Consider the following 21,366-nt stretch of genomic DNA (forward strand, 5'->3'; position numbering starts at 1 on the left):
GATGCCGTGTCAGACGATGGTGAAGGCGTTCCAGCCGGTGCCGATCCGGGCCTTGCCGCTGAGGACGTGGTCGGTGACGGCCTGGCCACTGGAGGGGTACAGCCACAACTGACCCGAGGTGTCCTGCGCGATGACGTCGCTCTTGCCATCGCCGGTGACGTCGCCGTTCGTCAGGAGGAGGGGGAAGGCCCAGCCGGTGCCGATGCGGACCGAGCCGCTGAGGACGTGGTCGGTGACGGCCTGCCCCGTCGACGGGTACAGCCACAGTTGGCCCTTGCCGTCGAGGGCGACGATGTCGGCCTTGTGGTCACCGGTGAGGTCGGAGACGTGGAGCTGCGCGAAACCGCCCCACCCGGTGCCGATGCGGACCGAGCCGCTGAGGACGTGGTCGGTCACGGCCTGCCCCGTCGACGGGTACAGCCATAGCTGGCCCTTGTTGTCGAGCGTGACGATGTCGGCCTTGCCGTCGCCGGTGATGTCGGAGAGGTACAGCTGGCTGAAGCCGCCCCACCCGGTGCCGATGCGGACCGAGCCGCTGAGGACGTGGTCGGTGACGGCCTGGCCGCTGGAGGGGTACAGCCACAGTTGGCCCTTGTTGTCGAGGGCGACGATGTCGGCCTTGCCGTCACCGGTCACATCGGCGGTGAAGAGCCGGTTGAAGCCGCCCCACCCGGTGCCGATTCGCACCGAGCCGCCTACGACGTGATCGGTGACGGCCTGCCCGGTGGAGGGGTACAGCCACAGTTGGCCCTTGTTGTCGAGCGCGACGATGTCGGCCTTGCCGTTGCCGGTGATGTCGGAGAGGTACAGCTGGCTGAAGCCGCCCCACCCGGTGCCGATGCGGACGGCGCCGCTGAGGACATGGTCGTTCACCGCCTGGCCGCTGGAGGGGTAGAGCCATAGCTGGCCCTTGTTGTCGAGGGCGACGATGTCCGCCTTGCCGTCACCGTTCACGTCCGCCGGTGAGCTCACCCATCTCGTGGGCGCGGGCGCGTCGTCGACGATGTTCTTGTAACGGTAGGCCTGGTAGTCGCCGGTCGGCCAGCCCGCCAGCGTGCCGTCGTTGAAGGACGCGTGGGTGACGTGCTCGATGGGAGTGGCGCCGAAGCTGTAGTACGAGAAGTGCACGTGGTCGGATTCCCACGCCTCGAACAGGATCGCGTGCTCATCGGTGTAGTCCAGCATGTCGCCGGGTTTGAGATCGCTCCGGCTGATCGCGACCGAGACGCTGGGCAAGGTCCAGGTGTTCAGGCCGCCTGAGGAGCCCGGCACGAGGTGCCACGCCATGGACACATAGCCGGAGCAGTCGGGACCGTATCGATGGGCTCCGTCGACGTCCGCGACCAGCGTGTCCGAAGCGCGCGACGAGTCGTAGACGAGCGCCGGCCTTCGGTTGTACCAGTCACGGGCCCGAGCGAGGACCTCCGAGCGGGAGATCGCACCTCCGGCGGTGGACGCGGCATGCGCGGGACGCGGCGCGATGAGGGTCACCAGCGCGGCCGCGAGCCCGACGCATACGGCGAGCGCGATCGTACGGCGCAGGCCCACGATCCGGGAAAGAGTCGAAGTCATGTTTCCTCTGTTTCTGGGGCGGCATCGCCCGACGGGAGAACTGCGGCCACCTCTCCGGGGCCGCTAGATGATGGAGAAGGCGTTCCAGCCGGTGCCGATGCGGACCGAGCCGCCGAGGACGTGGTCGGTGACGGCCTGCCCGGTCGACGGGTACAGCCACAGCCGGCCGTCGCCGTCCTCGGCGACGATGTCGACCTTCTTGTCGCCGTTGACGTCGCCGTTCGTCAGGAGAAGGGGGAAGGCCCAGCCGGTGCCGATCCGTACCTTGCCGCTGAGGACGTGGTCGGTGACGGTCTGGCCGCTGGAGGGGTAGAGCCATAGCTGGCCTGCGGAGTCGAGCGTCACGACGTCGGCCTTGCCGTCGCCGGTGATGTCGGTGACGTACAGCTGCTGGAAGGCGCCCCATCCGGTGCCGATGCGGACCGAGCCGCCGAGGACGTGGTCGGTGACGGCCTGCCCCGTCGACGGGTACAGCCACAGCTGACCCGAGGAGTCGAGCGTCACCATGTCGGCCTTGCCATCGCCGTTCACATCAGCGGCGATGAGCCGGTTGAAGCCGCCCCATCCGGTGCCGATGCGCACCGAGCCGCTGAGGACGTGGTCGGTGACGGCCTGCCCGCTGGAGGGGTAGAGCCACAGCTGGCCCTTGCCGTCGAGGGCGACGATGTCGGCTTTGCCGTCGCCGGTCACATCGGCGGTGATCAGCCGGTTGAAGCCGCCCCATCCCGTGCCGATCCGTACCTTGCCGCCCACGACGTGGTCGGTGGTGGCCTGCCCGGTGGAGGGGTAGAGCCACAGCTGACCCGAGGAGTCGAGGGCGACGATGTCGGCCTTGCCGTCGCCGGTGATGTCGGTGACGTACAGCTGCTGGAAGGCGCCCCATCCGGTGCCGATGCGGACCGAGCCGCCGAGGACGTGGTCGGTCACGGCCTGCCCCGTCGACGGGTACAGCCACAGCTGACCCGAGGAGTCGAGCGCGATGATGTCGGCCTTGCCGTCACCGTTCACGTCGACCGGTGAGCTCACCCACGAGGAGCCGAGACCGGCGAGTTGGTCGAGCTTGGCCTCGCCGCCGTTGAAGACGTCGAGGGTGACGTTCTGGGTCGGCACGCCGGGGACCGACCCGACGTCGGCGTACTGCCACATCAGCCAGTCGGACCAGCCGGGCGGCACGGCCGGGGTCGTGTGGCCGCTGGTGTAGTCGGCGACTTGGAGCAGGTACGAGCCGAACGCGGTGGTGCTGCCGAGGCAACCCGTCATGAACCCGCGGGCCGTGTAGATCATCGGCTTGACGCCGAAGGCCGCCTGGACCTTGCTCAGCCACGTCTGCACCTGGGCGACCGTCGTGTACGGCGGGCAGGAACTGTTGCCGTCGTCGGTCCACTCCAGGTCGAGGATGGGCGGCAGTTCGCCCCGCCGGTGACCGGTGTAGCCGGCCGACTTCAGCGCACTGATGAAGTAGTCGGCCTGGGCGCTCGCGGTGTTCGGGTCGTACCCGATCAGGAAGTGGTACGGAGCGGTGGCGATGCCTTGAGCGAGAGCGGCGGAGAGGTCGCTCTTGAAATACGGGTTGACGATGTTGGTGCCGCGGGTGGCCTTCAGCGTCGCGAACCGTACGCCCGAGGAACGCACCTGCGACCAGTTGACGGCGGCGCCGCCAGGGTGCTGGTACTCGGTGATGTCCACGCCCTTGACCGGATACTTCCCGGCCGGCGGACTGGCCGACGAAGCGTGCGCAGCCCCCGCGTACGGTCCGGCGAGCCCCGCGAGAATGCTCGCCGTCGCCGCCGCGACACGAATTCCGTTACGGCCGTGATGTTTTCGCCAGAACAACGATTCACTCCTTTGTCGCAATCGGTGGGGTACTCCCGGCGGCCGGTGCCGCCGTCACGGCCTCGCGATCGTCAGTGCCGCGGTCAGCAGACCGGTTCTCGGCATGCGAATGCGAAGTCCTCCCGCGAGATGGGATGCGCCTTCGTGAAGCCCCCGTGGTCCTCGGCGCGGCTCTCAATATCGCCACGTCGGACGGCGTTCGGTACTCGGTGGGATGAACCTGGGATGCCTGAAATGTCGGGATGGGCGTGGGACCACGCCGTACACTTATGGCGGGAAAAGCGGGGGCGGTCATAGGTGGGACAGCCTGGGATGGGACGCGCGTCGGACGACTCGGTCAGTCTGGAACGGTCGGATGCGGACGGGTGTACCGCCGCTGCGCGGCTCGGTGTCGAGTTGCGGGCTCTGCGGACGCGTACCGGCAAGAGCCTCAAGAATCTCGAAGAGCTGGTGCACGTCAGTGACTCATCGATGTCCCGCTACCTGTCCGGCCGCATCGTTCCGCCGTGGCCGGTCATCGAGCGGCTCTCCCGGCTGGCGGGTGAAGATCCGTACAGTCTCCGGCCGCTCTGGGAGCACCTCGACGGCGATCGTCACCGGCAGGGCCGATGCGCGCCGGAGCCGTCGGAGACCGTCACCGTCTTACCAACCCCGCTCGACGTTCCGGAGAAGGCGGCCGAACCGCTGCGGTGGCATCGGCGCCGTCCTCGTACAGCTGTCGCGGCGCTGGTCGCGACGACGGCCGTCGTCTTCGGCGGGCTCGGCCTCGTGACGGGCCTGGAACTGGCGCCCGGGCCGCGCGTCATGCCGGCCGCGGCGCAGGACGACGCCTGCACGAACTGGCCCTGGCCCGCCGGGACGGCCGGCCGGGCCGCCATCCCGCCGGCGACCGTGCACGGCCAGGGTCACGCGCCCGTCGTGCGGCTGCTCACCGGTACCGTCGGCGGTCGGCAGATGGCCTGGGCCCAGATCACCGGCGCCCGCTACGGAGATCGGGTCTGGCTGGACTGGAGCCGGAACAACGGCCAGAACTGGATCCAGTGCGGGCCGTTCACGACGACCACGGCGACGTTCGCGAGCCGAGCCCACGAGATCGGCGCGGGGTGGCGGTTCCGGGCGTGCGGCGACACCCCGCGCGCCGCCGTGAACGCTTCCCGGGACGCCTGCACCGGCTTCTGGTAACGAGGGGAGCCTCGGCCCGCCCTGCCCACGCCCGGACACCGATCCGTTTCGAAATGTTTCATCTCTGGACCGCGCTTTCATCGGGTTTTCACGCGCCTGCTTGATCGTCAGACGTGCCGTTACGGCATTTCAACGGGCAAATCTAGCGGTGAATGGCTCCCAGACTGGTCGAAAAGTTTCGATACATATCGTTGACGCCGCCCCTCGTCGGGCGCATGCTCGCTCCATCGATCGGCGCTTCTCGCCGCCAGAGCCGTCGCTCGCCGGTGGTTCTCGTCCAGGAGGAGGAAGCATGCACAGGAACGACGCCCCCGCCACCCCGATCGGCCGCAGAGGCCTCATCGGCCGGGTCGGCGCGGTGGCGCTGGTCGCGTCCGCGATGATGCTGCCCGGCACGGCCAACGCCGACACGACCATCACCACGAATCAGACCGGCACCAATAACGGCTACTACTATTCGTTCTGGACCAACGGCGGCGGATCGGTCTCCATGACCCTGTCGTCCGGCGGAAATTACCGCACGTCCTGGACCAACTGCGGGAATTTCGTCGCCGGCAAGGGCTGGAGTAACGGCGGACGCCGGAGCGTGAACTACTCGGGCAGCTTCAACCCCTCCGGCAACGGATATCTGTCGCTCTATGGGTGGACGTCGAACCCGCTCGTCGAGTACTACATCGTCGACAACTGGGGCTCGTACCGGCCCACGGGCACGTACAAGGGCACGGTCACCAGCGACGGCGGCACCTACGATGTCTACGAGACGACGCGGTACAACGCCCCGTCCGTCGAAGGCACTCGAACCTTTAACCAGTACTGGAGCGTCCGCCGGACGAAGCGAACGGGCGGCACCATAACCACCGGCAACCACTTCGACGCGTGGGCCCGTTATGGAATGAATCTCGGCAGCTTCAAGTACTACATGATCCTCGCAACCGAGGGATATCAGAGCAGCGGAAACTCCAACATAACCGTTGGCTGATAACGCCCTTTCCCCGAGAAGTGAGGAAGGATCACCCCGCATGCGGAACACGCTGAAACGCTCCCCGGTCACGGGCCTGGCCGTCGCCGCGCTGGCCGTGGCGAGCACCGTCGCCTTCACGGCCAACGCCACCCCGTCGCACGCCGCGACCTGTAACGGGTACGTCGGGCTCACCTTCGACGACGGCCCGTCCAACGCCCACACCCCGAGCCTGCTCAATGCGCTCAGGCAGAACGGGCTGCGGGCGACGGTGTTCAACGAGGGCCAGTACGCCGCCGCCTACCCGTCCCAGGTCCGGGCTGAGGCCGCCGCGGGCATGTGGATCGGCAATCACAGCTACACCCACCCGCACCTGACCCAGGAGAGCCAGGCGCAGATCGACTCGGAGATCTCCCGGACGCAGCAGGCCATCGCCAACGCGGGTGGCGGCACGCCGAAGCTGTTCCGCCCGCCCTATGGCGAGACCAACGCGACGGTGCAGTCGGTCGAGGCCAAGTACGGCCTGAAGCAGATCATCTGGGACGTCGACTCCCAGGACTGGAACGGCGCCAGCACGGACGCGATCGTGCAGGCCAACGCCCGGCTCACCAACGGCCAGATCATTCTCATGCACGAGTGGCCCGCGAACACGCTCGCCGCGATCCCGCGCATCGCGCAGGTGCTGGCGGGTCGCGGCCTGTGCGCCGGGATGATCTCCCCGCAGACGGGCCGCGCCGTGGCACCGAGCTGAACACCGCGACTGTGGCGCGGCGGCCATGGGCCGCCGCGCCACAGCTGCCGCCGGTCAGCCGCCCTGGACGCCGTACGAGGGCGTGAAGCGCACCGGGAGCGCCGACAGGCCGCGCAGATGGAACGCCGGCCGCCACTCGAGCTCGTCCTCCGGAACCGCGAGCCGCAGGTCCGGGAGGCGGTCGAGCAGCACCTCGATGGCCGTTTGCGCCATGACCTCGGCGAGCTCCGGCGCCGGGTGCGGGCATCCGTGGTCGCCGGTGCCGAACGCGAGGTGGGCGTGGTTGCCGCGCGAGTCCCCGTGGTCGGCGGGCCGTACCCACGGGTCGGCGTTGGCGCCGGCCAGCCCGACGACGATCACGTCACCGGATCGGATGGTGCGGCCGCCGAGCTGGGTGTCCCGGGTCGCCCAGCGGCCCGGGACGGCCTTCACGGGCGTGTCCTTCCACAGCACCTCGTTCAGTGCCTGGCCGACGCTGTGGCGGCCGCCCGAGAGGGTCACCGCGAAGCGGTCGTCGGTCAGCATGAGCCGCAGCGCGTTGCCGATCCAGTTGGCGGTGTTCTCCTGGCTGCCGGAGATCACGACGAGGATGTCGTGGATCAGCTCGTCGTCGGTGACGCCGGTCCCGTACGCGAGCATGCGGGACGTGACGTCCGGCCCGGGCCACTCGCGCTTGCCCTCGATGTGCCCCCTCATCGTCGCGACGAACCGGCCGTACGCGTCGATGGCGTCCTCCCGGCCGTCGCTCATCGTCTTCATGTCCTGGGCGACGGCCATCAGCTCGGAGTCGGGCAGCCCGAACATGCCGCCCATGACGAGCACCGGAATCCGGTAGGCGTACCGCTCCATGAGCTCGACCTCGCCGGCGGTGGTGAACGCGTCGATCAGCCGGTCGGCGAACCGCTCGCAGTCGGTCCGCAGCTGGAACTGGTCCACCTCGCCGAGTGCGGCGCCGACCGCGCCGACGCGCTGCGTGTGCACGTCCCCGTCCAGGAACATCAGCATGCCCGGCGTGTAGCCCACGGCCTGCGGTGGCACGTAGTCCGGGCCGTGGCAGCGGTACGGGTCGCGGGCGAACAGCTGCCCGTCGGAGAGGACGCGGTGCGCCTCGCGGTAGCCGATGACCAGCCACGCGGGGTCGCCGCCCTCGAGCAGCACCGGCACGACCGGCCCGTGGTCGCGCCGCATCTCGCCGAACAGCTCCTCGGTGTTCCCGGCGAAACGCGGGCCGTACAGCGGCACCGCCTCGGAATGCGCGCCTTCGATCTGCGGATCCAGTGCGGTCACGAGGCGCTCCTTTCGGCTGCGGACGACGGCGGGTTCGTCATCGCGTGCGCTCGGCGAACCGCATGACCGACGCTTTCCGCTGCTGCATGGTGCATCACCCGTGATACCGATCGACTCGAGGCGGGACCGCCGCCCGTAGGACGGGGATCATAAGCCTGAGTCAGGCGCATCGGCCATACTCTCCGACATTGACCGTCGTTTTTACGGAATGTTCGGACGGATGCATATCCAAACGTCGTGTCCACATCCGGCCGCGGTCACATGCCGGTACCGCATCGGTCACTGGGCGCGGTGCGGGTCGGTGACCGATGATGTCTTTCATGACGGGGCGTGTACTGAAATGGGGCGGCGGTCTGATCGCGGTGGCGGCCCTGGTGGCGCTGGGCGCTTATTTCGTGGCGGTCGGTCTGGACAAGGCCGACAAACTGGCCAGCGTGATCGGAGTGTTCGTCGCGGTGGTCGGCCTGGCCGTATCGGTTTACGGGATGGCCGCCGACCGGCGAGCGGCCGGTGGCGGTCAGGCGACCGGTGGCGGCCAGGCGGCCGGACAGGCCACCGCGTCGGGGGAGAGGTCGATCGCGATCGGCGGTGACAACACCGGGATCGCCTCGACCGGGGACGGTGCGATCAACGTGCGGCAGCAGGCGACGGCATCGGGGAACGGCCGGATATACCAGTCGGGCCGTGACATGACCATCAATGACAAATGAGCCGGTAGCCCTGCCTCAGGGCGAACGGCCGCCGGACGATCCGCCGGATCAGTCCTTCTGGTTCAGGCGGTAGAGGATCTCGCCGGCGTCCGGGACGACCAGGACGTCGGGGTCGGGGTCGTCGGTCCAGCGGCCGACGTCGATGGTGGCCGGGTCGCGGTAGCCGAGGCCGTGGGCCGCGCAGACGTCCTCGGGGATGCCGGTGGCGAGGGTGACGCCGATCCGCGGCCGTTCCACGCCCGCCTCGTACGTGCCCTTCCCGCGCAGGTGGGTGCTGTGCGCCAGGACGCCGAGCGGGCGGTCGCGGAACCGGTCCCACTGGGCGAGGAAGTAGTCGCGGGTGTGGTAGCCGATCTCGGCGAGGACGGCTCCGTGGGTCACGCTGAAACGGTCGATGTGGGGCGCGTAGAGGATCACCTCGCCGCCATCCGCGACCACCGGCTCGACCTTGTACATCCCCTTGGCCGCCGTCCACATGTCGGCGTACCGTCGGGGCATGATCGACAGCACGGTCTTGTACGGCCGGTCGACGTAGCGGACGTGCACCCGGGAGGACAGGTCCGCGGCCGCGGCCCACGCCTCCTCGGGGGTCGCGGCGTACAGACCGTTCAGGTCGGTGCCGCCCGGCCGCACCACCATGGCCAGGCACAGCCTCGGCGTGGGGATCATCGCGGCGGCGCGGTTGATGATCGCCCGGACCGGCGTGATCCCGCGGGTGCCGATGATGTCGTGGCTGGTGATCAGGGCGCCGAGCCAGTGGGAGAGGTCGATGACCTCCGGGCCGCTGACGCCCGGGAAGAAGTACTTGTTGCCGCCGGAGAAGCCGACGACCTCGTGGGGGAACACCGGCCCGCAGACGATCACGAGGTCGGCGTCCACGACGAGGCGGTTGATCCGTACGTCGACGGGGCCGTCGAGCCGTCCGCCGCTCAGCTCGCGGACCTCCTCCGCGGTGATCGTGCCGAGGGTCGCGTACGTCGCCGGATCGGACCAGGCGTGGTTGACCACGGTCATCGCCGGGAGCAGGTGCTCCCGGCCGATCCCGGTGGCGCCGACGAGGGCGTCGAGCGCGGCGTCGTCCATCGGCTGATGGGTGCCGAGCGCGACCAGGACGTCGACCCGGCGGGCCCGGCCGGCCATGGCGTCGTGCAGGAGGCGCAGCATCAGCGGCATCGGCGCCGAGCGGGTGCCGTCCGGGATGATCACCACGACGTGCCGGCCGTCGAGATCGTGCCCGGTCAGCGAGTCCGCGACGATCCTTCGGATCTCGTCCTCGGTGAGCGTGCGCTCCGGGCTGCCCGTCCCTAGTACCACGGCGCGATCTCCCTCTCCTCGGTCGACGTCGGCTCCCGGTTTCTTCAGGACACCATCTCACCACCGTGTCCCGGATCAAAGAACCCGGTTACATACAGCGGAACGATCGCCTCCGTTCGAGGGTCCAGAGGGGAGGTGTCGGGGCGGGCTAGCTGGGGGTACCTGGTCGCAAAGCAGGTATCGGAACGGGGAGTTCCCCCGTTCCGGGAGTCGGGGGCGCAGAGGCAGGCTCGTCGAAATTCCCCCTGACGAAGCACGACCAAGGCACAACATGACCCCACAATTCCCCCCTCACCGCCGTCCACGGATGGGCGGTGCGAAGTCCCCCGGTGGTGGTGCCGCGTGACCGCTTATGACGACCTCACCGCCGGATTCGGCGACATCGTCGCCCCCAGCCGCCAGGCCAGAGCACTGGCGAGGGCGCTCCGGCTCGGATGGCGGCCCATGGCCGACCGGCTGAACGGACGATTCGTCTCCCTGACGGTCCTCCGTACGGCCCTGGAGCACGGCACCCGCCTGTTGCGCCCCGACCCCGGGGTACACGTCGAGGAGCTGACCGGCGCGGACGCGGCGGGCGTCCCGATCGCCGGCGAATGGGTCCGTCCCCCCGAGCCCCGCGACGGGGCGATCCTCTACCTGCACGGCGGAGGCTACGCGTTCTGCTCGCCGCGCACGCACCGGACGCTGACGAGCCGGCTGGCGGCGGACACCGGACTGCCCGTCCTGGTGCCGGGCTACCGCCTGGCCCCCGAGCATCCGTTCCCCGCGGCGCTCGAGGACGCCCTGGAGGCGTACCGGTGGCTCCTCACCGACCTGCCGGCCTCCCGGATCGTGATCGCCGGAGACTCCTCCGGAGGGCACCTCGCCGCAGCCCTCGTCGGCGAGGCCTGCCGGGTCGGCCTTCCGTCCCCCGGAGGCGTCGTGCTGTTCTCGCCGTGGGTCGACCTGAGCTGCGAACTGTCCGTGCTCAGCGACCGCGAGTACCACGACCCCTTCATCAGCCCGGCCCTGGCGCGTCACTTCGGCCGGCTCTACGTCGGCGACCATGACGACTGGTCCGACCCGCGCCTGTCCCTGCTGGACTGCGCCGGGCTCGACCTGCCGCCCTTCCTCATCCAGGTCGCGGAGCAGGAGGTCCTGCGCGGCGAGGCCGAGCGGCTCGCCGAGGCCCTCACCGAGTCCGGGAACCGCTGCGAGCTGCAGGTCTGGCCGGGCCAGATCCACGTCTTCCAGCTGTTCAACCGGTTGTTCCCCGAAGCGCGGGCGGCCGTACGGGAAGCGGCCGACTTCATCCGCGCCGTCATCCCGGACGACGCGGCCGGAGAGGCGGCCTGACCGCACGCCGGCTTCCGGGTTCCGCGTTGCTCCGTTCGTGTGCCGCCGGGGTGTTCCTCGGCTACGCCGCGCTCACGTTCGACTGTCACCAACGTCCCCGGACAGCACACCTAGCGGCTCCGCCGGCTCGACTCGGAGGCGGCGGCGACGTCGTCCGCCTCCTGTTCCCGGCGCTCCGTCAGCTCCCGCGTGAGCGCCTGGACGGCATGGGTGAGCAGGGCGACCTCGGTCTCCAGCCGGCGGATGCGGTCCTCGAGCAGGGAGATCGACGGGTTCGAGAACCCGGTGGCGATCTGCCGTGGCATCGGCTCTCCTTTCCCCGCCCGGTGAACGCGCTGTGGTGACGACGGCGACGCCGGTCAGCTCGGCGGGATCACGCTGCCCCGTGGATGACCGGCCGGCAGCACGGGCTCGATGCGGTAGAGCGCCGGGGTCGGGACGTGCCCGGATCGGGCGGGCCGGCGGACGCCGGCGGCCAGGGCGATCAGGTCCCGGGCGGTGAACAGACCCGCCAGCCGCCCGTCCTCCTCGAGCACCGGGAGGAAGTCGGTCCCCGCCGCGAGCATCTCCCGCGCGGCCGTCGCGACGGAGTCCGCGGGGCGGACGTGGGGCAGCGGGCGGTGGCCGACGAGGGCGCCGACCGGTTTGCGCATCCGGTCCGGGCCTCCGCTGTCCCAGGCGGCGGCCAGGGTCTCGGCGTCCAGGACGTCGATGAAGCATCCGTCGGCGCTGAGCACCGGTACGTGGTGGTAGCCGCCCTGCCGCATCAGTTCCCAGGCCAGCAGGGCGGATTCGGTGTCCGTGACGGTGAGCAGGTCGGTCGACATCGCCTCGCCCACCGGCCGCTCCTCGAGCGTCCCCGTCATGGTCTCGCCTCCAGCATGGTCGGATGGATCCGCCGTCCGCTGACGACGTCGCTCCGGATTCGGATGAAGTGGTCGTGCCGGCCCGGTGTCCAGGGCCGCAGCGGCAACCGGGACAGTCCGTCGATCTCCCGGGAGTCGCGCACCGCACGCGCCTCGCCGATGATCGTCACGGACCAGCCGGCCTTGTCGCCGGTGTCGAAGGCGTCCACCTCGAACGCGACGATCGCCCTGCGCGTGGCCGCGGCCAGCTTCGATCCCGACGCCGTCGCGATGATCACATCGTCGCCGTCCAGGAGGAAGCTGACCGGCTGTATCGCCGGTAGCGCCCGGTCGGTGAAGACCACCCGGCCGACCGGGACCGATCGCACAAGGGCGAGACACTCCTCACGGTCGAGAATCTCCAGCCCGTTCCCGTCGAACCGCATATTTCGATGTTGTTCCGTCTCAGGCGGCCAGGGCAGGGGCGAACGTCCCACGTCCGGTGGCCCTTCTCCGGCCGGAGCGGCCTCGATCCGGGACCTTCGTACCCGGCGTCACCTGCCCGGGCGCGGCGTCCGTACGCTGGTCGTGACGGCAGGGGGCCTCGAGATCGCGGCGGTGCCCCGGCGGGTGCTGAGGGCCGTGTGTCCGCAGTGCCGGGCGGGGTGGCGACGCCGAGTGACGAGACGTTCCATACTGTAATCATCGGGCCAGGCAGCCTGAGGGGGAGGTCCGAGCTGCCCATGCCTCCAGACAGCCGGCCGGGCCAGGACCGGTCCGGTCTTCTGCCGCAGCTGCGGTTCGACGATCTGCTCACCGAGCTGCAGACGCGGCTGGCCGCCGTGCTCACCACCCGTGACCGGGTCCACGCCCTGCTGGAGGCGGTGGTGACCATCGAGGCCGACCTCGACCTCGACAGCGTCCTGCTGCGGATCGTGGAGGCGTCGGCGACCCTGGTCGACGCCCGCCGCGGCGCGTTGCGGGTGCTCGAGAGGGAGGACGGGTACGAGCGGCTCGTGACGGTCGGCGGCTTCGACGACGAACCGCCGCCACGTGATTGTCTCGAAGTGCCGGTGTACGTCCGCGAGCAGGCGTTCGGCACCCTCTACCTGGCCGACAAGGAAGGCGGCGGAGAGTTCGACGAGAACGACGAGAACGTCATCGCCGCCCTCGCTGTCGCGGCCGGTGTGGCCATCGAGAACGCCCGGCTGTACGAGGAGGTCCGGTTGCGGGAGCGGTGGCTCAAGGCGTCGGCCGAGGTGTCGGCGTCCCTGCTGTCCGGCACCGATCCTTACGAGGAACTGGTGCTGGTCGCCGAACGCGCCCGGGAGATCTGTGATGCCGCGACCGCCAGCGTCCTGCTCGCGGACGGGGACGAGTTCGTCTTCGAGGCCACTGACGGCCTGAACGCCGACGTCATCCGGGGCATGCGGTTCCCCATCGACGAGGTGACGGGGGAGGTCTACCGGAGCGGCCGATCCTTCGACACGGCCGACGTGACGGGCGATCTCCGCCGGGTCGGCCGCTCCCTGCCGGTCCCGGTCGGGCCTGGGCTGATCGTCTCCCTCGGCAGGGCAGGAGCCGCCCGCGGTGTCCTGGCCGTGACGAACCCGCCGGGCGGGGCGACCTTCGGGGAATCCGCCCGCCGCCTGCTGGAGGCGTTCGCCGTCCAGGCCGCGGTCGCGCTCGAACTGGCGGACCGGCGACAGGACACGGAGCGGCTCTCGCTGCTGGAGGAGCGGGGCCGGATCGCCAAGGACCTGCACGACACCGTGATCCAGCAGCTGTTCGCGACGGCCATCACGCTGATGAGCGCGATCAAGGTCACCGAGAAGCCCGACGTCGCGCTGCGCGTGCGGCGGGCGGTCGACGATCTCGACGACACGATCCAGCAGATCCGTTCGACGATCTTCGCGTTGCAGATGTCGCCCGGCGAGCACGGCCTGCGAGCGTGCGTCCAGCCCGTGATCGACATGGCGGCGGAGATCCTCGGCTTCCCACCGGAGACCCGGCTGGACGACACCCTGGACGTGACGGTCGACGACGAGGTCGCCGTGCAGGTGCCGGCCGTGCTCGTGGAGGCCCTGTCCAATGTCGCACGGCACGCGCGAGCCGGCCGGGCGAGCCTCACGGTGAGCGTGGGGGACGACGTGGTGGTGCGGGTCACCGACGACGGCATCGGAATCCGGCCGGGCGGACGCCGGAGCGGCCTGCGCAATCTGGCCGAACGCGCCGAGCGGCTCGGCGGGTCGTTCCGGATCCGGCCCGGGGAGAGCGGCGGCACGGTGCTGGAATGGCGGGTCCCCACCCACCGCCCGGAGCGGGACGGAGCCTGACGCTCCCGCCGCCGACGATGAGCGGCCCTCCGCCGGCCTGAGCGGCCGGTGATCAGCGGTCGGTGCGTGGGGTCGCCCCGCCGCGATGAACGTCTCCGCCGGTCACTGAGGACGAGCGGCAGGCGATCGGGGGACCTTCGTCCCTAACGGTCCCCGGCGCGGGTGACGACTCTGGAGAGGACGTACGAGCCCCCGTGCGGATCCCGTCACCTCCGTGATCCGGCGCTGCGCGAGGTCTCCCCTTGAGCAGAGGAGAAGATCGTGATGGAGCCGATCGTCGTCGGCACCGACGGCTCGCCACGCGCCGATGTCGCGGTCGAATGGGCCGCGGAGGAGGCGGGGCGTACGGGACGGCCTCTGCACATTCTCAACGCGACCGAGCACTGGTCCTGCGACCTGCCCTTCCACTCGGCACCCGGCTTGTCCGAGTCCCTCACCGAGACCGGCGATCGGATCCTCACCGCGGCCGTCGAGCGGGCGCTGAAGACCCGGCCCGGCATCGACGTCACCACCGAACTCGTCCACGAGGCCCCGGCCGATGCGCTCCGGGGAGCGGCCGCACGCGCCTATGAGCTCGTGCTCGGCCACCGCGGTCTCGGCGGCGTCGGTGCGCTGCTGCTCGGGTCAACGGGCCTGAAGGTCGCCGGTCACGCGCCCGGACCGGTGATCATCGTGCGCGGCGGAACGGAGGAGACCCGGGGCGAGGTCGTCGTCGGCGTCGACCGCTCCGGAGAGTCCGCCCTCGCCCTTCGGTACGCCTTCGAGGCGGCGGCGATCCGCGGCGCGTGGGTCCGCGCCGTCCACGTCTGGGAGATGCCGTCGCCCACGGTCACCGGGGCCTACCCGGAGGCCATCCGCCAGGGCGCCGCGGCGGCCGCGGAACGGCTGGCCGGCGTGGTCGCCCCCTGGCGGCAGCGGTACCCCGACGTCAGGGTCATCGAGCAGGCGCCGTCCGGGCACCTGGTCGGCGAGCTCGTCGCGCGCTCCGCCGCCGCGGACCTGCTGGTCGTCGGCGCGCGAGCCAACTGCAACGGCCGGTACGGCCTCCACCTGGGCTCGGTGAGCCACGGCGTGATCCACCACTCGCACTGCCCCGTCGCCGTCGTACGCGCCCGGGCCTGACCGGATCACCGGGGCGCCGGCTCCCGTGGCCTCGATTCCGCCGCCCCGGCAGGGAGCCGGATCCGGACGCACGTGCGTCCCGGCTCGCTGATGAGATCGGCGGACCCGCCGTGAGCCTGGACGACGGCGGACACGATCGCCAGGCCCAGGCCACTGCTGCCGGCCTTGCGCGACCGGGAGCCGTCACCGCGTACGAACCGCTCGAAGACGTCGTCGCGCAGGGCGGCGGGGACTCCCGGGCCGTCGTCGATCACCTCGAGCACGACCGTCCCGGCCGCGTCGGCCTCGGCGACGCGCACGGTGACGTTCGTGCCGGGCGGGGTGTGGGTGCGCGCGTTGGTCAGCAGATTCCCGATGACCTGATGCAGCCGGAACTCGTCGCCGTGGATCACGACCGGATCCTCCGGCAGGTCGAGGGCCCAGCGATGGTCGGGCCCGGCCGCCCGGGCGTCGCTGGCGATGTCGATGGCCAGCCGGGTCAGGTCGACCGGTTCGTGGGCGAGGGGCCGCCCGGCGTCCAGCCGCGCCAGCAGAAGGAGGTCGTCCACGAGGTGCCCCATCCGCGTCGCCTCGGCCTCGATGCGGCGCAGCGCGTGATCGGCCCGGGGACCGGTCTCACCGGGGTCCCGGCGGGCCAGCTCGGCGTGGCTGCGGATGCCGGCGAGAGGGGTGCGCAGCTCGTGGCTGGCGTCGGCGATGAACCGGCGCAGCCGATCCTCGCTCGCGTGCCGCTGCGCGAGCGCCGACTCGACGTGCTCGAGCATGTGATTGAACGCGGTGCTGACCTGACCGACCTCGGAGGCGGGGTCGGTGTCCGGCACCCGGGCGGGCAGCGCGACCTCTCCGCTGGCCAGGGGCAACTCGGAGACGTGCATGGCGGTCGTGGCGACGCGGCGCAGCGGGCGCAGGGCGAGCCCGACCAAGACGGTGCCGGCGGCGCCGGCGGCGACGAGGACGACGCCGAACACCGCGACCTCGACCATCTCGAGCCGGGCGACCGTGTCGTCGACGCCGTGCATGGGGAGCCCGGTGATCAGGACGTCGCGGTCCTCGCCGGGGTTCGCCATGATCCGGTATTTGCCGAGGGACTCGAGCCGGACGGTCCGCGCCCGGCCGTCGGCGGGCAGCGTCTTCAGCCGCGCCTGGTCCGCCGCGGACAGGTCGAGCTGCCCGCGGGGGTCCCGCACGTCCCGGACGACGCCGCACTGCGTGACCCGGCCGCCGGCCAGGCGGGCGCCGAACGTGCCGACGGACTGTCCGTTGACCTTGTCGAAGTCCTGGTGCTCCACGGCGTGCTCGAGGCCGATGGCGTACCGGTTCTTGGCGTCGTAGAGCTGCTGGTCGAGCCGGCCGATGAAGAAGCGCTGCAGGGAGACGGTCGTGGCGACGCCGACGATGCCGCAGGCGATGGTGAACAGCAGGAGCGACCCGACGATCAGCCTGCCGCGCAGCGTACGGACCCGGAGTCGTCTGCGGAGGGCGCGGTGCCAGGTCATGAGGCGGGCGGTCGCAGCACGTAACCGACGCCGCGGACCGTGTGGATCATGGGCTCGCGCCCGGCGTCGATCTTCTTGCGCAGATAGCTGACGTAGAGCTCGACCACGTGCGCCTGGCCGCCGAAGTCGTAGTTCCAGACCCGGTCGAGGATCTGCGGCTTGGACAGCACCCGGCGGGGGTTGCGCATGAAGTAGCGCAGCAGTTCGAACTCGGTGGCGGTCAGCTCGACCAGGTCGCCGTTCCGGTGCACCTCCCGGGCCTCCTCGTCCATCGTGAGGTCGCCGACGGCGAGGACCTCGCCGCTCTGGGCGCGGGCCCGCCCGGACCGCCGGAGCAGGCCGCGCAGCCGGGCCAGCACCTCCTCCAGGCTGAACGGCTTGGTGACGTAGTCGTCGCCGCCGGCGGTGATCCCGGCGATGCGGTCCTCGACGGCGTCCCGCGCGGTCAGGAAGAGCACGCACACGTCGGGGTTGTCCGCCCGCAGCCTGCGGAGCACCTCCAGGCCGTCGAAGTCCGGGAGCATCACGTCCAGGAGGACGGCGTCGGGCCGGAACTCCCGGCCCGCGCTGACCGCCTCGGCGCCGCCGCCCGCGGTCATCACCTCCCACCCCTCGAAGCGCAGGACGCTGGCGAGGACCTCCGCGAGGCTCGCCTCGTCGTCCACGACCAGCACGCGCACGGGCGAGCCGTCGGGACGGGTCATGAGGGGATGCCGGGCCGCCGGGGACTCGGGGGATCGGGGGTCGTTCATCGCCGCCTACGCTGCTCGCCGCACCTGTGACCTGGGTGAGAAGTTCCTGAGAATACCCTCTGAACGCTCATATCCATGCAGGTCAGCGCGGTCTTAGCAGGGAAGCACAAGCCGTTCAGAAGGAACTCTCAGGTTCTCGACCCAAAGTAGGGGATCCGAACGACCCAAAAGCATACGGGGAGACAAAGGTGACGACGCTGGACGAACGGGCCGCCGTACGCCGGCCGCGCACCCACCGGCAACCGGTGCGGGCCCGGCCCGAGCACGTGCTGATCCCGATCGCCCTCGGAGTGATCGCGGTGCTCGCGCTCTGGTGGCACGACACGCCGGCCGTCACCGGCTTCGGGGACTGGCTCACCAACGCGGGACGCATCACCGGCCTGCTCGCGGGTTTCGCGGCCGTCGTCCTGGTGGCCCTGATGGCGCGGATCCCGGCGCTCGAACGCGGTGTCGGAACGGACCGTCTCGCCCGATGGCACGCGATGGGCGGCCGGTACATGGTCGGGCTCGTCGTGGCGCACGCGTTGCTGATCATCTGGGGGTACGCGGTCACCGCGCACACCGACGTGGTCCACCAGACGGGGACGCTGCTGGTGAGCTATCCGGACGTGCTGATGGCGACCGTCGCCGCCTTCCTCTTCGTCGGCGTCGGCATCGTGTCCGCCCGCGCGGCACGCCGCCGCATGCGCTACGAGACGTGGTACTACCTGCACCTCTACACCTATCTGGCGATCGCGCTGGCGTTCGCCCACCAGTTCGCGACCGGCGCGGACTTCATGACCGACCTGCCCGCCCGCGTCCTGTGGGCCGGGCTGTACATCGCCGTCGGCGCCCTGCTGGTCTGGTACCGGTTCGTGATGCCGCTGCGGGCGGCGTTCCGGTACCGGATGCGCGTCGAGGGCGTGTACCGGGAGGCGCCCGGCGTCGTCTCGGTGTGGGTCCGGGGACGGCACCTGGACGAACTGCGGGCCGAGGCGGGCCAGTTCTTCCGCTGGCGATTCCTCACCCGTGACCTGTGGTCGGCCTCCAACCCGTACTCGCTGTCGGCGCCGCCACGATCGGACATGCTCCGCATCACGGTCAAGACCTTCGGAGAGCACAGCGGCGCGCTGTCGCGGCTGCGGCCCGGCACCCGGGTCTTCGCCGAGGGCCCGTACGGGGCCTTCACCGCCGGTCGTCGCCGGCGGCGCAAGGTGCTGCTGCTGGCCGGCGGGGTCGGCATCACCCCGATCCGCGCCCTGTTCGAGACCCTTCCGGCGGCTCCCGGCGATCTGACGCTCGTGTACCGGGCCACCGACTGGTCCGACGTGGTCTTCCAGGAGGAGCTCCGCCAGGTCGCGGAGATCCGGGGCGCGGCGCTGCACTACCTGGTCGGCTCGCGCCGGGACCTCGGCGGCGACCCGCTGTCCCCGGCGGTCCTGACGCGGATCCTCCCGGACCTGACCGCCCACGACGTCTACCTCTGCGGGCCGGACGGCATGGTGAACGCCGCCAAGGCGTCCCTCCGCCAGGCGGGCGTGCCGCGCCGCCACATCCACCACGAGTCCTTCGAGTTCTAGAAGAGAGAGCACCTGATGAAGAGGGCGATCCTCGCCATCGTCGGCACCGCCGCCGGGCTGGTCCTCCTGCTGAGCTTCAAGACGCACCCGGCGTCCAGCAGCGGCACCGCCGCGGGAACCGGTACAGGCACGGGCAACGGCGGCGACACGGCCGCCCCGGCGCCGAGCGCGAGCTCCAGCGGGAGCGCCGGCACGGGCTCGGGTTCCAAGAAGAGCAGCGGGTCCACGACGCGCACCGTCACCGGCGACAGCATCGACACCCGCTGGGGACCGGTCCAGGTGCGCGTCACGCTCACGAGCGGCAAGATCACCAAGGTCGAGACCGTCCAGGTACCGGACGGCAACCCCCGTGACCAGGAGATCAACAGCTTCGCCGTCCCGCAGCTGAAGCAGGAGACCCTCGCCGCGCAGAGCGCGCAGATCGACACGGTCTCCGGCGCCACCGTCACCAGCGAGGGCTACAAGCACTCCCTGCAGAGCGCCATCGACAAGGCGGGCAAATGACGGCGCGCAAGCACGTCGAGCACTGCATGGGGACGGTCTTCTCCTTCGACCTGCGGGAGCCGTACCCCGAGGACGGCGCCCTGGAGGAGGCCGTCCACCGGCTGCACCGGGTCGACGCGACCTTCTCGACGTACCGGCCGGACAGCGACATCAGCCGCCTGGCGCGCGGCGAGGTCACGGTCGGCGACTGCGCCCCCGAGGTGGGGGAGATCCTCGCCCTCTGCGAGCGGCTCACCGAGGAGACCGGCGGCTGCTTCAGCGCCTACCCCGGCGGCACCCTCGACCCGTCCGGCGCCGTCAAGGGCTGGGCGATCGAACGCGCCGACGGCATCCTCCGCGCCGCCGGATCCCTCAACCACCACATCAACGGGGGCGGCGACATCCGGCTGGCCGGCGGCCCCGAGCCGGGCCGCCCCTGGCGGGTGGGCATCGCCGACCCGCTGCGCCCCGGCGCGGTGGCCACGGTCATCGCCGGACGCGACATGGCCGTGGCGACCTCGGGCACCGCCGAGCGCGGAGCGCACATCCTCGACCCGCGCACCGGCCGGCCCGCGGCGGGCGGCCTCGCCTCCGTCACCGTGGTCGGGCCGAGCCTCACGCTCGCCGACGCCTACGCGACCGCGGCCTTCGTCATGGGGGAGGCCGCCCACGACTGGATCGAGGGCCTTCCGGGGTACGAGGCGTACGCGATCGGGCTCGACGGGCGAACCTGGACCACCCCCGGCCTGCGCGCCGACGACCCGGCTCGGCCTTCGACCGGGTCCGCCCGCCCGGCGCGGTCCTCGGCCGCGTCCGGTGGTTCGTCTCGGTCCTCGGCCGGGGCCAGGGGCCCGTCTCGGTCTTCGGCCGGGTCCGGGGGGCCGGCTCAGCCTTCGGCCAGGTCCGGCAGGTCGACCATGTCCACCAGCTCGGCGATGGACTCGGCCACCCGCTGGGGACGGAACGGGTAGCGCGCGATCTCCTTCTCGGTGGTCACGCCCGTCAGCACGAGGATCGTGTACAGGCCCGCCTCCATGCCGGAGACCACGTCGGTGTCCATGCGATCACCGATCATCGCGGTGCTCTCGCTGTGCCCGCCGACGGTGTTGAGGGCGTTCCGCATCATCAGCGGGTTCGGCTTGCCGACGAAGTACGGCTCCACCCCGGTGGCCTTGGTGATCAGCGCGGCGACCGAGCCGGTGGCCGGCAGCGCGCCCTCGGTGGACGGGCCGATCGGGTCGGGGTTGGTGGCGATGAACCGCGCCCCGTTGTTGATCAGCCGGATCGCGCGCGTGATGGCAGTGAAGCTGTACGTCCGCGTCTCCCCCAGGACCACGTAGTCGGGGTCGATGTCGGTCAGGATGTACCCGATCTCGTGCAGGGCGGTCGTCAGGCCCGCCTCGCCCAGGACGTACGCCGAGCCGTGCGGGCGCTGATCGTCGAGGAACTGCGCGGTGGCCAGCGCGGACGTGTAGATGGACTCGACCGGTACGTCGAGTCCGGCCGCCCGCAGCCGGACGTGCAGGTCCCTCGGCGTGTAGATCGAGTTGTTGGTCAGCACCAGGAACGGCTTGCCGGCCCGTTTCAGCCGGCCCAGGAAGTCCTCGGCCCCCGGCACGGGCTGGCCCTCGTGGACCAGTACCCCGTCCATGTCGGTCAACCAGCAGTCGATCGGCTTACGCTCGCTCATGCGACCAAATATCCCTCATTGCCGTGACCTTTACACAGCCGGGATGCGCCCGGCGCGTGAGCCGCTGCCATCGTCTCGGTGACCGGACGGGCCGATCGTGGCCGGACCCCCGCGCCGTCGTCGCGCGGAGGCGGGCGATCC

The 21,366-nt window shown here is 70.8% G+C and carries 19 protein-coding genes and 1 pseudogene; 10 read left to right on the forward strand and 10 right to left on the reverse strand.

What is annotated here, in order from left to right; genetic code table 11:
- Positions 1-9: 9 nt before the first annotated feature.
- On the reverse strand, positions 10-1,572 hold the full coding sequence (locus tag ACQP2O_RS21345; protein ID WP_433187826.1) for an FG-GAP-like repeat-containing protein: 1,563 nt from the start codon (positions 1,570-1,572) through the stop codon (positions 10-12).
- 63 nt (positions 1,573-1,635) lie between these two features.
- Complete coding sequence (locus ACQP2O_RS21350; protein WP_433187829.1) at positions 1,636-3,258, reverse strand: GH25 family lysozyme; 1,623 nt, start codon at positions 3,256-3,258, stop codon at positions 1,636-1,638.
- A 459-nt stretch (positions 3,259-3,717) separates the two neighbouring features.
- Here ACQP2O_RS21350 and ACQP2O_RS21355 point away from each other — a divergent pair, with 459 nt between their 5' ends.
- The 3 genes and pseudogenes from ACQP2O_RS21355 to ACQP2O_RS21365 all read left to right on the forward strand — a co-directional run bounded on the left by ACQP2O_RS21355 (position 3,718) and on the right by ACQP2O_RS21365 (position 6,296).
- Complete coding sequence (locus ACQP2O_RS21355; protein ID WP_433187832.1) at positions 3,718-4,587, forward strand: helix-turn-helix domain-containing protein; 870 nt, start codon at positions 3,718-3,720, stop codon at positions 4,585-4,587.
- Positions 4,588-4,879: 292 nt separating this feature from the next.
- A pseudogene (locus ACQP2O_RS21360) lies at positions 4,880-5,563 on the forward strand (glycoside hydrolase family 11 protein); the annotation flags it as partial.
- Between the two features lie 43 nt (positions 5,564-5,606).
- Entirely contained in the window at positions 5,607-6,296 is a 690-nt protein-coding gene (locus ACQP2O_RS21365; protein ID WP_433187835.1) for a polysaccharide deacetylase family protein, read from the forward strand.
- 54 nt (positions 6,297-6,350) lie between these two features.
- Here ACQP2O_RS21365 and ACQP2O_RS21370 read toward each other — a convergent pair whose 3' ends face one another.
- Positions 6,351-7,583, reverse strand: a complete 1,233-nt coding sequence (locus ACQP2O_RS21370; RefSeq protein ID WP_433187838.1) for a cytochrome P450 — start codon at positions 7,581-7,583, stop codon at positions 6,351-6,353.
- 320 nt (positions 7,584-7,903) lie between these two features.
- On the opposite strand from ACQP2O_RS21370, the gene ACQP2O_RS21375 reads away from it, so the two are divergent.
- Positions 7,904-8,293: a hypothetical protein gene (locus tag ACQP2O_RS21375; protein WP_433187841.1), complete on the forward strand. Its 390-nt coding sequence runs from the start codon at positions 7,904-7,906 to the stop codon at positions 8,291-8,293.
- A 48-nt stretch (positions 8,294-8,341) separates the two neighbouring features.
- Here ACQP2O_RS21375 and ACQP2O_RS21380 read toward each other — a convergent pair whose 3' ends face one another.
- Complete coding sequence (locus ACQP2O_RS21380; RefSeq protein ID WP_433187844.1) at positions 8,342-9,607, reverse strand: lactate racemase domain-containing protein; 1,266 nt, start codon at positions 9,605-9,607, stop codon at positions 8,342-8,344.
- A gap of 342 nt (positions 9,608-9,949) precedes the next feature.
- Here ACQP2O_RS21380 and ACQP2O_RS21385 point away from each other — a divergent pair, with 342 nt between their 5' ends.
- Positions 9,950-10,942 (forward strand): alpha/beta hydrolase, encoded by a 993-nt coding sequence (locus ACQP2O_RS21385; protein ID WP_433187847.1) that lies wholly within the window; start codon positions 9,950-9,952, stop codon positions 10,940-10,942.
- A gap of 110 nt (positions 10,943-11,052) precedes the next feature.
- On the opposite strand, the gene ACQP2O_RS21390 is transcribed toward ACQP2O_RS21385, so the two are convergent.
- The 3 genes from ACQP2O_RS21390 to ACQP2O_RS21400 are packed head-to-tail and all read right to left on the reverse strand — an operon-like array spanning position 11,053 to position 12,233.
- Positions 11,053-11,247, reverse strand: coding sequence for a hypothetical protein (locus ACQP2O_RS21390; protein WP_433187850.1), 195 nt, complete (start codon positions 11,245-11,247; stop codon positions 11,053-11,055).
- Positions 11,248-11,301: 54 nt separating this feature from the next.
- Positions 11,302-11,808: a CBS domain-containing protein gene (locus tag ACQP2O_RS21395; protein ID WP_433187852.1), complete on the reverse strand. Its 507-nt coding sequence runs from the start codon at positions 11,806-11,808 to the stop codon at positions 11,302-11,304.
- Positions 11,805-12,233, reverse strand: coding sequence for a pyridoxamine 5'-phosphate oxidase family protein (locus ACQP2O_RS21400; protein ID WP_433187855.1), 429 nt, complete (start codon positions 12,231-12,233; stop codon positions 11,805-11,807). Before ACQP2O_RS21400 ends, ACQP2O_RS21395 begins: the two co-directional genes overlap by 4 nt.
- A gap of 297 nt (positions 12,234-12,530) precedes the next feature.
- On the opposite strand from ACQP2O_RS21400, the gene ACQP2O_RS21405 reads away from it, so the two are divergent.
- Together ACQP2O_RS21405 and ACQP2O_RS21410 are read left to right on the forward strand one after the other, a co-directional pair.
- Positions 12,531-14,123 (forward strand): GAF domain-containing protein, encoded by a 1,593-nt coding sequence (locus tag ACQP2O_RS21405; RefSeq protein WP_433187858.1) that lies wholly within the window; start codon positions 12,531-12,533, stop codon positions 14,121-14,123.
- 264 nt (positions 14,124-14,387) lie between these two features.
- Positions 14,388-15,245: a universal stress protein gene (locus ACQP2O_RS21410; RefSeq protein WP_433191102.1), complete on the forward strand. Its 858-nt coding sequence runs from the start codon at positions 14,388-14,390 to the stop codon at positions 15,243-15,245.
- 5 nt (positions 15,246-15,250) lie between these two features.
- Here ACQP2O_RS21410 and ACQP2O_RS21415 read toward each other — a convergent pair whose 3' ends face one another.
- A complete protein-coding gene (locus ACQP2O_RS21415) occupies positions 15,251-16,741 on the reverse strand; it encodes a sensor histidine kinase (protein WP_433187860.1) in 1,491 nt (496 codons plus the stop codon).
- Entirely contained in the window at positions 16,738-17,493 is a 756-nt protein-coding gene (locus ACQP2O_RS21420; protein ID WP_433187863.1) for a response regulator transcription factor, read from the reverse strand. The genes ACQP2O_RS21415 and ACQP2O_RS21420 overlap by 4 nt, the downstream gene beginning before the upstream one ends.
- Positions 17,494-17,681: 188 nt before the next feature.
- On the opposite strand from ACQP2O_RS21420, the gene ACQP2O_RS21425 reads away from it, so the two are divergent.
- From ACQP2O_RS21425 to ACQP2O_RS21435, 3 genes are read left to right on the forward strand one after another with little or no spacing between them, the layout of a single operon-like run.
- Positions 17,682-19,052, forward strand: coding sequence for a ferredoxin reductase family protein (locus ACQP2O_RS21425; protein ID WP_433187866.1), 1,371 nt, complete (start codon positions 17,682-17,684; stop codon positions 19,050-19,052).
- A 15-nt stretch (positions 19,053-19,067) separates the two neighbouring features.
- The gene (locus tag ACQP2O_RS21430) at positions 19,068-19,556 is read left to right on the forward strand and encodes an FMN-binding protein (RefSeq protein ID WP_433187868.1); all 489 of its coding nucleotides are present in this window, start codon (positions 19,068-19,070) and stop codon (positions 19,554-19,556) included.
- A complete protein-coding gene (locus ACQP2O_RS21435; protein WP_433187871.1) occupies positions 19,553-20,506 on the forward strand; it encodes an FAD:protein FMN transferase in 954 nt (317 codons plus the stop codon). The genes ACQP2O_RS21430 and ACQP2O_RS21435 overlap by 4 nt, the downstream gene beginning before the upstream one ends.
- Here ACQP2O_RS21435 and ACQP2O_RS21440 read toward each other — a convergent pair.
- The gene (locus tag ACQP2O_RS21440; protein ID WP_433187873.1) at positions 20,422-21,225 is read right to left on the reverse strand and encodes an HAD-IIA family hydrolase; all 804 of its coding nucleotides are present in this window, start codon (positions 21,223-21,225) and stop codon (positions 20,422-20,424) included. The two genes, ACQP2O_RS21435 and ACQP2O_RS21440, sit on opposite strands and share 85 nt — an antisense overlap.
- Positions 21,226-21,366: the final 141 nt, after the last annotated feature.

The sequence above is a fragment of the Actinoallomurus sp. CA-150999 genome (assembly GCF_050942425.1).
Lineage (GTDB): Bacteria > Actinomycetota > Actinomycetes > Streptosporangiales > Streptosporangiaceae > Actinoallomurus.